Below are 15,055 nucleotides of genomic sequence, written 5' to 3'. Positions count from 1 at the left end.
TCTTTCCGTACAGGATATTCGCCGAAGGAGTGGACGGAATCATGAAAAAAAGGAACTTCATCAATTCGCTGCTGCAGCATACCCGCAGGCCGGACGGTTTCTTGGGCAGAATGATGCTGCGCGGCATGAACAACGGTCATGCGCCGCTCACCCGCTGGGGAGCGGCACACATCGAATGGCAACCGCAATGGTGTGTTCTCGACATCGGCTGCGGAGGCGGAGCCACGCTGCTCCGTCTGTTGGAACGCTGCCCGGACGGAATGGTATGCGGCGTGGACGCATCGCCCGAAAGCGTGGAATTCTCCCGACGGAAAACCGCGCGATATGCCGACCGGTGCAGCGTGGAACAGGCCACGGCCGACGACCTGCCTTACGGCGACCGGGCATTCAATGCCGTGACCGCATTTGAAACGGTCTATTTCTGGGGCGACCTGCACCGGGCTTTCGCCGAGGTGGCACGCGTCCTGAAACCGGGCGGAGTATTTCTGGTCTGCTGCGAGATGAGCAACCCCGGCAACGACACATGGACGAGCCGTATCGAGGGGATGCAGGTCTTCTCTCCGGAAGAGCTGAGCGCCGCACTGGCCGACAGTGGATTTACGGATATCGCCGTCTACCGGCGCGGCAAGGAGAACTGTTGCGTAACGGCATGCACTCCCGACGGCAGACGGACTGCGGAGGAATAAAAGGTCGAAAATACCCGCACGCGTCCATCGACCGAGGAAGTGCCGTCCGACGGGACCCTCCGTACCATACGGAAGCCGGCAGAACGAACGGTACGACGTCGTACTGCCGCATCATTCATCCCGCTACATGCAGCCGCAATCCACCCCGGCAAAGACGGAGGGACGGCAAGAAAACCCAACGGAGAGGCCGTCCGCATCTCCCAGGGAATACTTTCTATATCCGAATGTTTTTCACCGAAAAGCAGAGGTCATCCTCAAGCCCCACCATGGCATTCACGAACCAGAGATACGCATAGTGCTCCAGCTCCTCCGCCCGGATGGGCCGGGCAGTCACGCGTCCGGTCCGGAGCAGTTCCGCCCGGCGCGTCCCGGCGAGCAGCGGCCGGTCGGGGGTATAAAGACCCGACGCATCGCCCAGCACGATGTTGGAAAACGAGGAATCGGTCAGAAAGCCCTCCTGCAACAGGACGACCTCGTCGCACCCGCTTCCCCGACGCAGCTCCTCCAGCGTACTCCGGTCGGCGTACTTATACCGGTAATCGAGTCCGTCGGCACGAACCAACGCCACACTGGCGATACGGCGGAGACGATAGGGGGCGAACTCCACCCGGCGCACGGACTCGTCGTACACCACGCGGCACTTCACGAGCCCCTCGCGCATCCCCTCGGGCACCTCGGCCGGAAGACACGCTCCCGCCCCGCTTCCGAAGAAATGCTCCATGGTGGCAGTCATCCGCGCCACATGCGGCTCCGGCCGGCAGAACTCTCCGTCCTGTACCCGGATGACTTCGGTAAACAACGGCCCCTTCATACGAACGGCAGATAAACTTTCTCTATCACCTCTTCGTATTCCGACCGGCAGTCGCTGTAAGCCGTAATACCTCCGCCGCTGCGGAAATACATCCGGCCCTGTTCCTCTTCGATAAAGCGTATCAACACGGCACTGTCGAGCGTCTGCCCGTCGAAATAGCCGAACACGCCGGTATAATATCCGCGCGGTTCCCCTTCGGCCTCCCGGATGATGCGGAGCGTGGAGGATTTCGGGGCCCCCGATACCGAACCTGCGGGAAGCATATCGAAAAGGATGTCGCCCATCCGCGCCTCGTACCCGGCCGGCAGGCGGCCGGCTATCTCGGAACTCACCTGCAGGATGTCACCGCGGCGTGTGGCGATACGGTCGATGTAGCGGAACCGCTCCACATGTACCCGGTCGGCATGGATGCTCAGGTCGTTCCGCAGCAAATCCACGACGGTATTGTGTTCGGCGGTCTCCTTCGGGTCGTTCAGTATCGTCTGCCGGGCATCGGGCACGGAAGCATTGATGGTGCCTTTCATCGGATTGGTAGCGATACGACCGCCGGCGATACGCACGAAACGTTCCGGCGAAAAACAGACGAACCGTCCCGGCACATAGAGCAGGTAGGGCGCCTCGGCCCGCATGAAAATCTCCTCCAGCGACAGCCCCGAAACGACCGGAGTACGTACCGTCAGATTGGCCAGAAACGAATCGCCGCGCAGCAGACCGCGGCGCACCGTTCCGAAACGGCGGGCATATTCGGCGAACTCCATCGGCCGCGCCTCCAGCAGCGCCGCACCGCTCCCGCTCTTCCCGGCCATGCCCTCTCTGTTGCCGACCCCGTTCACCGAGAAGCCGACCGAGCTGCAAGCCAGCGGATTCTCGGCAAAGAGACCCTCCGTCATCTCGAAATTCACGGCAAAGAGGAACGGCCGGCGCCGGGCACCGCAGCGGTTCATCAGCTCCCGGACACGCCCGGCATCGAAGAAACACGTCATACGCAGTCTTTAAGAAAATTAGCGAGTATGGCGCCCCCGCAGGGCGTCATGACGGATTCCGGATGGAACTGCACGCCGTGCACGTCGTACACCCGATGGGAGAGCGCCATCACGGTACCCTCTCCGTCGCGGGCCGTCACTTCGAGACAATCGGGAATCCCATCCCCGTCCACTATCCACGAATGATACCGTCCGACCGCTATCCGGTCGGGCAGGCCGCGGAAAATACGGGGACGGGCAAGGAGCTCCACCGACGAACAGATGCCGTGCCAGACCTGTGGCGTATTCCGGAGCGACGCGCCGAAAACCTGCGCGATGGCGTGATGACCGAGACACACCCCCAGCAAGGGGCGCACCGGTGCACACCGTTCGATAAAGGAAAGCAGCTCCCCCGCCTCGGAAGGAGTCCCCGGACCGGGCGACACGATTATCCGGTCGTATGCGGCGGGGTCCGTCTCCCCCAGCCGGTCGTTCTTCACCACATGCACGTTCCCGGCAGAGCCGCACAGCTCACGGAGCATGTGCACCAGATTGAAGGTGAACGAGTCGTAATTGTCTACAAGCAATATCTCCATACCGATACTCCCGCTGTTGCAGCCCTGCGAAGTTAATACAAAAAGACGTGTACCCGCACCGCCAGGCCGGAAAATACCGCCCATTCGCGCCGCGTCCTCCCGACCCGAAAGTCCGTACGCCTCCCGACCGCCGCCGTACCGAACCGCCGCTTGTGCGACCGGACGGCAATGCTCCGGCCTTCGGACGTACCGGAGACCGGCCGCACCGCTACAAAGGATTCTGCCGAAAGCCGGCCGCACCCGCAAGACCCTTTCCCGGTTCCGCCGTCCGCCGGATACCACGCAATAGCGTCCGGCACACGACACCGTTCCGCAGCCGACATCCGCAGCCTGCACCCGATGCGGAACCGCAAAACGCAACAAAGCCGTGCCGGCCTGAACGAATACCGTTCAGCGCGACACAGCCTTTTACATATACGAGAAACCGGCTGCATACCGGAGCCCGGCAGTCAGGGTGCAGGACTTTACCACAGTAAACGTCCGGGCGCCGAGACCGGAACGAGCGCAGCGGGGTGCCGTTATGGCACCCCGCCGGCTCAGGGGAGCGGCCTTTACTGCAGCCTCTTCAGCCTGTAAAGAAGTTGCTGGATAGCTTCCTGATAGTCGTCGAGAATGGCCGTTGAAAAATCCTCCTCGAACATCTCACGCTGTTCGTCGATGTATTTGAAGAACTTCTCGCAATGCGTCTCGATATTGCGGGGGGTATTGGTCTGCGGAATGACAACCTCGATGTCGCCCTTCATGGCGTAGGTGGTCTCCACGATACGGTCCATCGCATCGGCGAGCGTCGTCAGCGCCTCGTCCAGCGCCATATGCTGTGCATAGCTGCCGGGGCCGCTCACATGCCAGTGAAAAAGCTTCAGACTGTTGTTGAAAGCGTACATCTCCCCGAAAAAGCGACCGTAATCCGTACCGGTCCGCGTCTGTTTCTGTTCTTTTGTCTTGATTGCTGTTGCCATAACCATTCGTATTAAAAGTTGTCTTTATTTGCACCGCGCCGGGCGCGGCATACTTTTCATACTGCCATAACTATGCCAAACATCCGAATGGGGACGGTAACAATCGACAGCGGTTTGCCGAACGGTTCCTGCCTACTCGTAAAGGAGTACCGTCCGGATACGTTCGCCGGAAGTCGGTTCCCAGCGCGGCCCCTCCAGCAGCAGTTCGATTACTTCCCGGTTGATTTCCGGCGAGAGGCCGGCCACTATCCTGATGCCGGAAGGCACCCCCGCATCGTTCACACGAAACTCGGCCACCACCCTGCCGCGAGCCGGCGTACCGTCTGCCAACGTCACCCTCCGACGATATTTATAGAAATACTCCGCAAACGCCGGATTGGACACCGTATCCCGCCGCGTCTCCGAAAAGGCTGCGGTATCCGCTTCCCCGTCACCGTCCCATGCCGCAGGTTCCGTACCGTTCCGCAGCACCGACGCACTCCGCGCCCCTGCATCCATACCGGCGGGAAGATTCGCCGTCGCGGCCGAACGGTCGGCACCGTTCGGCCGTAACACCGCAGCCCGATTCGCCGCACCGACCTCCTCCTGCACCGATACCTCCACGCGGTCGGTCTCCACGGCCGCCCGGGACGCAACGGGCTGTGCTGCCTGCCGCATCGTCTCCGCAACAGCCGGCGCAGCCTCTTCATCCGCTGCCGCAAAGTCCGCCGCCGGCTCTGCCTGCCCGTCTGCCGGTTCCACCCAAAATCCCTCCGACGGTTCCGCAAAACCTTCCGCAGGCACCGCAAAGTCCCCGGCGGGTTCCGTAAGGTTCTCCGCCGGAAGTCCGAAAGAGCGGACGGCTTGGGCAATCTCCTCCGAAGGAACCTCGGACGACGGCCGCCGGAGATACCATACTACCGCCACGGCGACGACCGCAGCAACCGCCACGGCACCCCGAATCAACGGTACGATGCGCCGACGACCTGCCCTGCGGCGCGGCCGGACGGCCCTGCGGGCCACCTCCTGCTCCAATTCGGCCAACTTGTCGGAATGCCCGCCGTATACCGAATCGTATCCCTCGACGGCGTCCGCCAGAAACGGGTCGGCCATCGCCTCCCGTTCGAGACGGTTGGCCTCCCGCCCGCGGCGGCTGCCGAATATGTAATCAGTCAGTTTCATCGGCCTCCTTTTCCATGCAAAGTTTCAGGTTGCGCTTACCGTTCTGGAGAAAACTCTTGATGCTCTTGACCGGCCAACAGGTCTCGGCAGAGATGTCCGCATAGGACTTGCCGCCATAGAAAAACCTGTCGATACACTCCCGCTGCTTCTCCGGCAACCGCTCCAGACAGCGTTCCAGTGCCGCGAACCGCGCTTCATCACCCTCCCCGTCCAATAGATGCACGAGCGGAGCATATTCCATAATCCGTCCCGCATCATCCGCCGGTATCTCCAGCCGTTTGCGGCGCAGCCGCTGCAGGCAGTGGTTCTTGGCCAGCGTATAGAGCCACGGGCGGAACCGCTCCACTTCGTAACGGCCGACCTTGACGGTCAGCTCCTCGAAAATATCCATGACGGCATCCCCCGCATCGTCCGGATTGCGCAGATATTTGAGACAGACACCGTACACCAAAGGCAGGTAACGGCTGTAAAGCTGCCCCAACCAGCGGTTCGTCCCGTCCTGCACATGCAGGGCGAGAAGCCGCTCATCCTCTATCGTCTCCTTATCGCACTCCTGTTCCATACCCATACCGCCACACGACGGACGTGCTACAAATATAATTATATCCGACGAACACCGAAAGCGGTCGTCGGACGACTGCCGCCCCGCGTCCGCAGATGCGGTTCGGTGGAGACAAATATACGGCTTTACGGCGAACACCGTATCGACCCCCCGTCTGCGGCCGGGGAAGCTGCACCGAATCGGAGGTACATAAATATTCACGAAACGCAAAATGCCGGCAGCCGCTTCCCCATACGGCAACAATCCGGGGAAATACCCTTAAACGCCCCTCTGGTCGCACATCCTTTTATTTTTTCATATATGTTTTTGCAAATAAAAAAATATAGTTATATTTGCTTATAACTATCTACCGTTTAAATAGCCGAAAACCGCTCAGGGCCCGCTTACGGGGGCATATACGGCATAACACACATCCTGTCCGGAGACGGAAGATAGCACGACGGACTGCACGAACATACAGCAATCGCTTTTTACACTTAATAATTAACCGTAATATTAACCAACATGAAGAGAGAAAATCAAGAAGGGAAATTCCCTTACGTAAGCCCTTCGGTCGAGACTACCAGTTTCGCAGTCGAATCGGGCATTGCCGTGTCGTTCACGGGCGAACAGGACCAGACAGCCATAGACTTTACCGTAATCGGTTCCTGGGAAGCCGAATAAACCTCTAAAATTACTTAACTTATGAAAAAGATTATACTTTTCGCATCGCTGTGTGCGCTTGCACTGGCGGGCTGTACCAAAGAGGCTGTCGAAGACAAACAGGGCACCGAAGGCCAAGGCAAGTCCATCACCATTCTGGGTACCCTGGACGACAGCAACGCAACGCGCGTCGAAATAGGTGACTATACCGCAGGCGACACGAACGTACCGCTCTTGTGGACATCGGACGACCAAATCGTCGTCGGGGCTTACGACAGCGAGGGTAACCTACTGAAAAATCAGACAAGCGGACAATACCCTATGGAATACGAGTTGTTCGACACATTCACTGCCACGACCGAAACGCCTTCGACGACCACCGACTTCCTGTACGCAGGCTATAACGGATTCCAGATTCCGACCGACGTAACGGCCGACATCTACGCGCTGACCCAGAACACGCCGCCAATGGGAAGTTCGTGGTTTACCGATTTTAAAGCTATTACAGACCCTGTCAAACGGAACCAGTCGTACGATATCCTTTACAACACGGCTGCGGACATCATGTTCCTGACCGCCCACGCTACGGCGACCAGCACCGACAATACCGTCGAGCTGCAGTTCTCGAACGCCTTTACCACCCTGATGCTGGGGCTCAAGGGCTCGGCCAAAATCGACTCCGTTGTCGTAAAGGCTGCCGGCCAGACGCTCTCCTATCCGGAAGGCGCCGTTACGGCCAACGTATTCGCACGTCCGGAACCCGGCACGAAAGGTTCGGCACTGCTGGCATCGCAGGGCGGCTCGTTCATCAACGACATGAAGGATGATGTGCTTGTCGCCGGTTCGGAAGATGTTCGTCTGACGCTCTCCAACACCCTCGCGCTGACGCCCACCACCCAGTGGATTCCCGTCATGGTGATGCCGTTCACGGGTGCCGGTACGGAGCTGACGATTACCGTTTACGGTAAGCCCGACGCTGCGACGACCGCAGACGACACCACCGAGGAACCGACCGCTCCGGCCGTCACGTCCGCAACGAGGACCCTGACGATACCTGCCGGTACCGCAGACTTCACTTCCAACTCCATCGCCTACATCAGCGTGAAGGACATCGAAGCCTCCGAGCTCGGTCAGGCAGCACCCAAAACCGAATGGCAGGCAGGCGATGTCATTCTTAAAGACGATTTCGCATGGATATCCGAATCCTGGAGCGACCAATACGACAAATACGGATGGACCGACCCCTATACCAACCCGCTCTATTCGACGTACAACTACTACAACGCAGGTGAAACCCTCGCAAGCCGCGGATACCTTTACGACGGTTACAACCTGAATGCACTCAACAGTTACAACGGTATGCTGCAAATAGGTAGCCCCGACAACGGCAACAGCAACCTCATCATTCCGATGAGCCCGCTCTTTACCTATACGGGTGACGTCGTCGTGACTTTCCGCGCGGCTCCCTACTTCACCAAATACGGTACCGGAGCCGGCGAATACGAATCGTGGGACGGTCTGGTAGCATTCAAAGCGACCAAGAACGGCACGACACTCAAAGAGGTCGAACTGGGAGCCAATAATACCGACCCGTTCACCTGGTATGAATACACCCTCCTCATTGAGGACGTAGATGCCGACACGAAACTTGTCTTCGGCGGCGACGTAGCAAATTACGACGCTCCGCGGCACATCTTCTACATCGATAACCTGAAAGTTTCCATCGCCAACGGCGAAACCGAAAATACTGCAGGTACAAAGGTAGCCGCCGAACCCGCCGAACTGCTGTTCTCCACGCCGGAACAGGTAGAGGGCAAAGCCACCATCGAAGTATCGGCAGTCGAAGAGCTGGGAGACGCATACGGCACCATCGACCAGACGACCCTGCCCAAGTTCAGCTTCGCCGTAAGCGGCCCGTGGGAACTGGTCATACCGGAAGGTACGGAACAGTGGCTGAAGGTGAACCCGCCGCAGTGGAGCGGATGGGACGACCCCAGGGACAAGACCGATAGAATGAACGACCCGTACGGCAACCAGATGACCTCCATCTGCACCATGCAGGTAATGGAAGACAACGATACCGGTGCTGCACGCACGGCAACCATCCAGCTCAAGAGCGGCGAAACCGTATTGGCTACCTACGAAATTACCCAGCCTGCGGCCGACCCGAAAACCGAGATATACAATGTAGATTTCGGACCGAGACCGGAAATGCAGGATCCGAATGATACGAATTCTCGATTTATCAACGTCACTGACCAACTGACGGCCGAACAGTGGGGTATCGGCGACTATGAGCTCAGTTTCATCAACTTGGCATACAACGCAGAGGGTATAAATCCCGGCATGCAGATAAGCGGAAGCGGTGTCAGCAAAGACTACGACGCGGCCAGCGGTGAAGGTAACCTCTACTTCATCAATGCAGTGCCTGCAGCCGGCCTTGCTGAGGGCGACATAGACCCGTCGTTCGTCATCGAAATCCCGGAAGCAACGATTTCCAACGCTACCTATCTGTACATCAACTTCGGTCTCTGGGGCCGTGCCAACTACGGCAAGGGCAATCTGGTGATGGATGTCGTGTACAGCGACGGTACGACACAGAGCATCACTCCTTCGCTCAACAGCGCCAGCACATGGGCATACTTCGAGAACCGAATAGACGTGCCGGAAGGCGTTACCTCCGCAGCCGTCAAATTCTATGCAAAGGATAAAGCTGGGTTTATGGGTACCGAATCTGCTGCCAGCAACTTCCGTATCGACGACGTGAACATCTCCGCCCGTTCGAAATAATCCTTTACGGACAACCTATTCCGGAAGCCATCCTCTGTGCAGGATGGCTTCCGTTTTTTATCCGTCCCGAAAACCTTGCACGCGGACGTTTCCGCACGGAGGATACAAGCCGCCGGACCCATCTTCCGCAGTCTCCATACGCCGTCCGACAACCGACCGGGCCAAAATTTCACCTGCCTTTTCCCAATGACCGCTGCACGGACGCCTCTCTCTGTTTCCCGCCGCTATTATCGTCGTCGTATGTTTCATTTCCTGAAAAAGTAGTACCTTTGTCTGTAATTACAGCCAATCTCCCCGCCACCATTCGAGCAACGACCGACAAACCGGTAAAGCACACATTATTACCGGATTAGCGGCAACGAAAAATGACCGATGGAGCGCCGCGGCAGACCAAAAGCAACGGAACGGCAGCAGCGCCGCGCAATCGGCGGGAGCGGGGGGCGCCCGGTGCAGAATACGGGTACCGCCACAAAGGCCGGAAATCGGCCGCCAAAAGCCAACCGCCCCAATGCCGAAGCAAACGCTCCGGCCCGGAAAGGAGGGGAGCGGACAAGCGGAAAGAACAGGACAAACCAAGCCGATAAAACAAAACGACAGGAGTGCCTGCGACACCCTGCCGGACACAATCCGCACAGGAACGGAACAAACGCGATGAACGAATACCACATACCGGTTCTTGCAGAGGAATCCATCGAGCTGCTCGACATCAGACCGGAGGGAAGTTACGCCGACCTGACGTTCGGAGGCGGCGGCCACTCCTCGCTGATACTTGCGAAGCTCGGCAGCCGGGGCAGGCTCTATGCGTTCGACCAGGACGCCGATGCGAAGGCCAATGCCGAACGCATCCATGACGACCGGTTTACCTTCATCGAAAGCAATTTCCGTTTCATGCGCGGCCAACTGCGTATGCGGGGAGTAGAGGCGCTCGACGGCGTCTTCGCCGACCTCGGCGTGTCGTCGCACCATTTCGACACTCCCGAACGGGGATTTTCATTCCGTTACGACGCCCCGCTGGACATGCGCATGAACCGCCGCGGCGGCGTGTCGGCCGCCGATATCGTGAACGGTTACGACCCCGAGAGGCTCACGCTTCTGCTGGGCAAATGGGGCGAATTGCAGACACCCTATAAAATAGCCAACTGCATCGAACGCGCCCGGACCGCAAAACCGATAGTCACCGTCAGCGACCTGACCGAGGCGGTCGCACCGTGCACGCCGAAAAAGGACGAGACCAAATTCCTCTCGAAACTGTTCCAGGCCCTGCGCATCGAGGTGAACGGAGAGATGCGGGCGCTGGAGATGGCACTCGAACAGAGCCTGAAGATGCTGCGCCCCGGCGGAAGGCTCGTAATCATATCGTACCACTCGCTGGAGGACCGGCTCGTGAAAAACTTCATGCGCAGCGGAACTTTCTCCGGAGAAGCGGAGAAGGATTTCTTCGGCAATACGGCTTCGCCCTTCCGGCCGGTAACCCGCAAGGCGGTGGTTCCGACGGAACAAGAGATAAAGGAGAATCCGCGGTCCCGCAGTGCGAGGCTGCGTGCCGCGGAGAAAAAAAAATAAACCCGCACGATAACATGGAGAGGAACGACCGCCATACGGAATACAATCCGGAGCAGGAGATGACCCGTACCGGAGACGAGAAGCCCATCGGCGCAGTGGGACAGCGGGAGCGCAGACCCAAAAGCCGGGCCGCCCGCGCCGCACAGGACGTCATCACGGGCGACTTCATGGGCGACAGCCGCCTGAGGCGTTGGTACCCGCTCGCGCTCTACTGCATCCTGCTCGTATTCCTCTACATCGGCCACGTATTCAATTTCCAGCGGCTTCAGCGCCTCGAGATACAGCAACGTATGGAGCTCAACAACGAACGCTCGCGGTCGATGGTCTTCTCCTCCATGCGGATGAACGCCTCCCGTCACAGCCGTATCGTGGAGGAGATAGAACGGCGCGGACTGAAACTCGAAGAGTCCACGGTACCGCCCAAAACAGTCCGGTAAGCACCGGAAAGAAAACAGGCATCGCAGCCGGCACACAGGCAACACACAGCACCAGACCAAAGAGGCAAAGGAGGAGAGCAAGGCAATGTCACGGACAAACAAGGGAAACAATCCGGCCAATCCGCACCAACAGAATATCAAGAGAAGCATCATGTCTCGCGTGAGGGTGCTTTACGCCGTCTTCGCCGTGATAGCCGTCGCCATCTTCGCCATGATACTCGTCACGCAGTACGGCCCCAACGGCACTCCCCTGCGCAACCGTTCCGACCTGAAGTGCTACAAGACCATCGAAGTACCCGCCTCGCGCGGCAACATCTACTCGCACGACGGCCGTATCCTCGCCACCGACTCCCCCTCCTACAACCTGTCGCTGGACTTCACCGTACTCGACATGTCCGACGAGGAGTTCGGTCGCCTCAGCGCCGCACTGGCCGACAGCCTCAGCCGGACCATTCCCGGCTATTCGAAAGACTATTTCCTGCGGCGGCTGCGCGAAATCCGTGCGAAAGCCCTGCGCGGCGGCCCTGGCAGCCAAAACCAGCGTCTGGTACGCGACAAGGTAAACCAGATACAGCTCGACCGGATAAAGACCTTCCCCATCTTCGACAAGGGACGGCTCGGCGGCGGACTCATCTATACGCAGGATGCGGAACGCTACAAACCCTACGGGACCCTCGCGGCCCGCACGCTCGGCAAGCCGGGCGAATTCGGACTGGAAGCTTCGTTCGACGACGCGCTTTCGGGCAGCAACGGACGGAACCTCTGCGTCCGCCTCGTACGCGACATCTGGGTGCCGGTCGTCTCGAAAGAGAACATCGAGGCGAAAAACGGACGCGACCTGCTGACGACCATCGACGTGGACATGCAGGACATCGTGGAGAGCGAACTGCGCAAACAGATTCTCGACAAGAACGCCACCTGCGGAACGGCCGTCATCATGGAGGTGAAGACGGGCGAAATCCGGGCTATTTCCAACCTGACGCGCTACGGCAGTACCGTACGCGACGACGAAAACCACGCCGTCACGATGCGCTGCGAACCGGGTTCCACCTTCAAGCTGGTTTCGCTCATGGCACTCATCGACGAGGCGGGCTATGGGCTCGACTACCCGGTGGACTGTACCGAGAACGGCCGCTACTACTATCAGGTGGGCAGACGCAAATACCTTGTCCAGGACTCCCACGCCGTCGGCCAGACCGACCTGCTGGGCGTCATGGAACACTCCTCGAACATCGGTTTCGTCAAAGTCATCGACGAGGAGTACCACGACTCCCCGGAACGGTTCGTCGACTTCATCCATTCGCTGGGTATCGACCGGCAGGTGAACATGCAGCTCAACGGCGGACTCAAACCCATCATCAAAGACCCGCGCCGCAAAAAGGAGACCGCATGGGATGCCCTGTCGCTCATGAAGATGTCTTACGGTTATGCCGTGGAGGTCACACCGATACACACGCTGATGCTCTACAATGCAGTGGCCAACGACGGCCACATGGTCGCCCCACGCCTGGTCACCGCAGTCATGGAAAACGGCCATGCGGTGGAACGCTTCGGAACGGAAACGGTAAACCGGAAAATATGCAGCGACAAGACGCTGCGGCTCGTGCGCCAGGCTCTCGAAGGCGTCGTGGAGGAGGGAACGGGCTCCATGATGAAAAACCCGAACTTCAAGATAGCGGGCAAGACGGGTACGGCACAGATAGCCATGAAGAACAGGGGATACGCCGACGAACGCGGCGGCCGCGACTACCTCGCCACTTTCGTGGGGTATTTCCCCGCCGACAACCCGCGTTACAGCTGCATCGTCGCCATCAAGACCTACCACGGCCCAGGCGCCCGCAACTCCTACTACGGCGCATCGCTCGCCGCACCGGCATTCAAAGCCATCGTCGAACGGGTATATGCCCTGGATGCCGAGTGGCATGCACCCCTGACCGAAAGCGACGTCCCCTCCGTGGCACCGGTCAAGGGAGGCGATGTACAGGAGATGAGGACGGCGGCCGGCCGCCTTTCGATAACGACCGACATCGCCCGCCGCGGGCAGGGATGGGCCACAGCGACGCAGGATTCCGCACGCGTGGAGGTGACGCCCGTACAATGCGAGGAAGGCGTCATGCCCGCCGTACAGGGAATGGCTCTGAAGGATGCACTCTATCTGCTGGAGAGCCGGGGACTGCGCGTGCGTGTCAGCGGCAAGGGAAAGGTGGTCGCGCAATCCATACGCGCAGGCACGCAGATAAGGGAAGGCGATGCGGTCACCATCACGCTGAAGCCAGCAGGCAACTAACCGGCCCCGCAGACAGCGGCACACAGCCGGCACATATACGAACAACGGACAACAGACGATAAAAACAGATACAGGCATGAAATTGACCGAACTCCTATCGGGCATCGAAACGCTGCAACGGGCAGGCGCTCCGGAAACCGACATCACCTCGCTCGGATTCGACTCGCGCCATGCGACGGCGGGCCAGCTCTTCTTCGCCGTCAAGGGCAGTGCAAGCGACGGGCACGACTACATGGCACAGGCGACGGCCAACGGCGCCGCCGCAGTGGTATGCGAACGGCTGCCGGAAGAGCCCTTTCCCGGAGTGGCATACATCGTCGTGGCGGACAGCTCCGCCGCGCTCGGTACCATCGCCTCCCGATTCTACGGCGAACCGAGCCACAAACTGAAACTCGTGGGCGTGACGGGCACCAACGGCAAGACCACGACCGCCACCCTGCTCTACGACCTGTTCCGCAGGCTCGGTTACAAGGCGGGGCTCATCTCCACGGTCGTCTACCGAATCGATGACGAGACGCTCCCCTCCACGCACACCACGCCGGACGCCATCCGCCTCAATGCCATGCTGGCAGAGATGGCGGAACGCGGATGCGACTACTGCTTCATGGAGGTCAGTTCCCACAGCATCGTTCAGGAACGCATCGCCGGGCTGACGTTCGCCGGGGGTATCTTCACGAACATCACGCACGAACACCTCGATTACCACGGCACCTTCGCCGAATACATACGCGCCAAGAAACGCTTTTTCGACCATCTGCCGAAAGGGGCATTCGCACTCGTGAACACCGACGACCGCAACGGAGCGGTGATGGTGCAGAATAGCGCCGCGACAACATACACCTATGCGCTGCGCAGCTTCTCGGACTTCCGGTGCCGCATACTGGAGAACACGCCCGAAGGGATGCTGCTCGAATTGGACGGACAGCAGGTATGGACGCGCTTCCTCGGACGGTTCAACGCCTACAACCTCGCCGCGGTTTACGGTGCGGCAAGGCTCCTCGGCGCGGACTGCGACGAAACGCTGCAGGCACTCAGCACGCTCACACCGGTGAACGGACGTTTCGATACGCTGCACTCTCCGGACGGAATAACGGCCATCGTGGATTACGCCCATACACCGGACGCACTGCGCAACGTGATGGATACGGTGAACGAACTCCGCAGCGGTGCGGGCCGGCTCATCGTGGTCGTCGGCTGCGGCGGCGACCGCGACCGCACCAAACGGCCCGTCATGGCACAAATAGCCGCCGAAGGAGCCGACCTGGCGCTCTTCACCTCCGACAATCCGCGCCATGAAGACCCGGACGCCATCCTCTCCGAAATGACCGCCACACTGCCCGACACGGGACGGTGGCTGACCATTACGGACCGCAGGCAGGCTATCCGGGCCGCCGCAGCCATAGCACGCAAGGGCGACTACATCCTGATAGCAGGCAAGGGACACGAAACCTACCAGATAACCGGCGACACGCGCACCCACTTCGACGACAAGGAGGAGGCAAGAAAGGCGCTCGGCATGGCTCTTCCCGGAGAGGACGGAGAGCCGTCCCGACAATAATTCCAGCCGCAGGACATCAACCGAATCATTTATAGCGTATT

The 15,055-nt window shown here is 59.5% G+C and carries 13 protein-coding genes; 7 read left to right on the top strand and 6 right to left on the bottom strand.

Features of this window, described 5'->3' with window-relative positions:
• Positions 1-41: 41 nt before the first annotated feature.
• Positions 42-686: a class I SAM-dependent methyltransferase gene (locus tag BQ5361_RS02025; RefSeq protein WP_035471626.1), complete on the top strand. Its 645-nt coding sequence runs from the start codon at positions 42-44 to the stop codon at positions 684-686.
• 214 nt (positions 687-900) lie between these two features.
• On the opposite strand, the gene BQ5361_RS02020 is transcribed toward BQ5361_RS02025, so the two are convergent.
• From BQ5361_RS02020 to BQ5361_RS01990, 6 genes are all read right to left on the bottom strand, one after another.
• The gene (locus tag BQ5361_RS02020; RefSeq protein ID WP_052130947.1) at positions 901-1,497 is read right to left on the bottom strand and encodes an aminotransferase class IV; all 597 of its coding nucleotides are present in this window, start codon (positions 1,495-1,497) and stop codon (positions 901-903) included.
• On the bottom strand, positions 1,494-2,480 hold the full coding sequence (locus tag BQ5361_RS02015; RefSeq protein ID WP_035471624.1) for an aminodeoxychorismate synthase component I: 987 nt from the start codon (positions 2,478-2,480) through the stop codon (positions 1,494-1,496). The genes BQ5361_RS02020 and BQ5361_RS02015 overlap by 4 nt, the downstream gene beginning before the upstream one ends.
• Positions 2,477-3,055, bottom strand: a complete 579-nt coding sequence (locus BQ5361_RS02010) for an anthranilate synthase component II (RefSeq protein WP_035471622.1) — start codon at positions 3,053-3,055, stop codon at positions 2,477-2,479. The genes BQ5361_RS02015 and BQ5361_RS02010 overlap by 4 nt, the downstream gene beginning before the upstream one ends.
• Before the next feature lie 551 nt (positions 3,056-3,606).
• Positions 3,607-4,014, bottom strand: coding sequence for a DUF5856 family protein (locus BQ5361_RS02000; protein ID WP_022063455.1), 408 nt, complete (start codon positions 4,012-4,014; stop codon positions 3,607-3,609).
• Between the two features lie 132 nt (positions 4,015-4,146).
• A complete protein-coding gene (locus BQ5361_RS01995) occupies positions 4,147-5,175 on the bottom strand; it encodes a hypothetical protein (protein ID WP_035471618.1) in 1,029 nt (342 codons plus the stop codon).
• The gene (locus BQ5361_RS01990; protein ID WP_022063457.1) at positions 5,162-5,743 is read right to left on the bottom strand and encodes an RNA polymerase sigma factor; all 582 of its coding nucleotides are present in this window, start codon (positions 5,741-5,743) and stop codon (positions 5,162-5,164) included. The genes BQ5361_RS01995 and BQ5361_RS01990 overlap by 14 nt, the downstream gene beginning before the upstream one ends.
• A gap of 498 nt (positions 5,744-6,241) precedes the next feature.
• On the opposite strand from BQ5361_RS01990, the gene BQ5361_RS10660 reads away from it, so the two are divergent.
• The 6 genes from BQ5361_RS10660 to BQ5361_RS01965 all read left to right on the top strand — a co-directional run bounded on the left by BQ5361_RS10660 (position 6,242) and on the right by BQ5361_RS01965 (position 15,014).
• Positions 6,242-6,400, top strand: coding sequence for a hypothetical protein (locus BQ5361_RS10660; RefSeq protein ID WP_022063458.1), 159 nt, complete (start codon positions 6,242-6,244; stop codon positions 6,398-6,400).
• A gap of 21 nt (positions 6,401-6,421) precedes the next feature.
• Positions 6,422-9,169, top strand: coding sequence for a hypothetical protein (locus BQ5361_RS01985; protein WP_071424901.1), 2,748 nt, complete (start codon positions 6,422-6,424; stop codon positions 9,167-9,169).
• Between the two features lie 651 nt (positions 9,170-9,820).
• On the top strand, positions 9,821-10,732 hold the full coding sequence (gene rsmH, locus BQ5361_RS01980; RefSeq protein ID WP_035471614.1) for a 16S rRNA (cytosine(1402)-N(4))-methyltransferase RsmH: 912 nt from the start codon (positions 9,821-9,823) through the stop codon (positions 10,730-10,732).
• 14 nt (positions 10,733-10,746) lie between these two features.
• Complete coding sequence (locus BQ5361_RS01975) at positions 10,747-11,169, top strand: FtsL-like putative cell division protein (RefSeq protein WP_052130945.1); 423 nt, start codon at positions 10,747-10,749, stop codon at positions 11,167-11,169.
• Between the two features lie 85 nt (positions 11,170-11,254).
• Positions 11,255-13,456, top strand: a complete 2,202-nt coding sequence (locus tag BQ5361_RS01970; RefSeq protein WP_022063462.1) for a penicillin-binding protein — start codon at positions 11,255-11,257, stop codon at positions 13,454-13,456.
• A 76-nt stretch (positions 13,457-13,532) separates the two neighbouring features.
• Positions 13,533-15,014, top strand: a complete 1,482-nt coding sequence (locus BQ5361_RS01965; protein WP_052130944.1) for a UDP-N-acetylmuramoyl-L-alanyl-D-glutamate--2,6-diaminopimelate ligase — start codon at positions 13,533-13,535, stop codon at positions 15,012-15,014.
• Positions 15,015-15,055: the final 41 nt, after the last annotated feature.

Origin of the sequence: Tidjanibacter massiliensis (assembly GCF_900104605.1) — a bacterium.
GTDB classification, from domain to species: domain Bacteria; phylum Bacteroidota; class Bacteroidia; order Bacteroidales; family Rikenellaceae; genus Tidjanibacter; species Tidjanibacter inops.
Note: the sequence above shows the minus strand (reverse complement) of the source record. Positions and strands in the feature narration are given on the sequence as shown.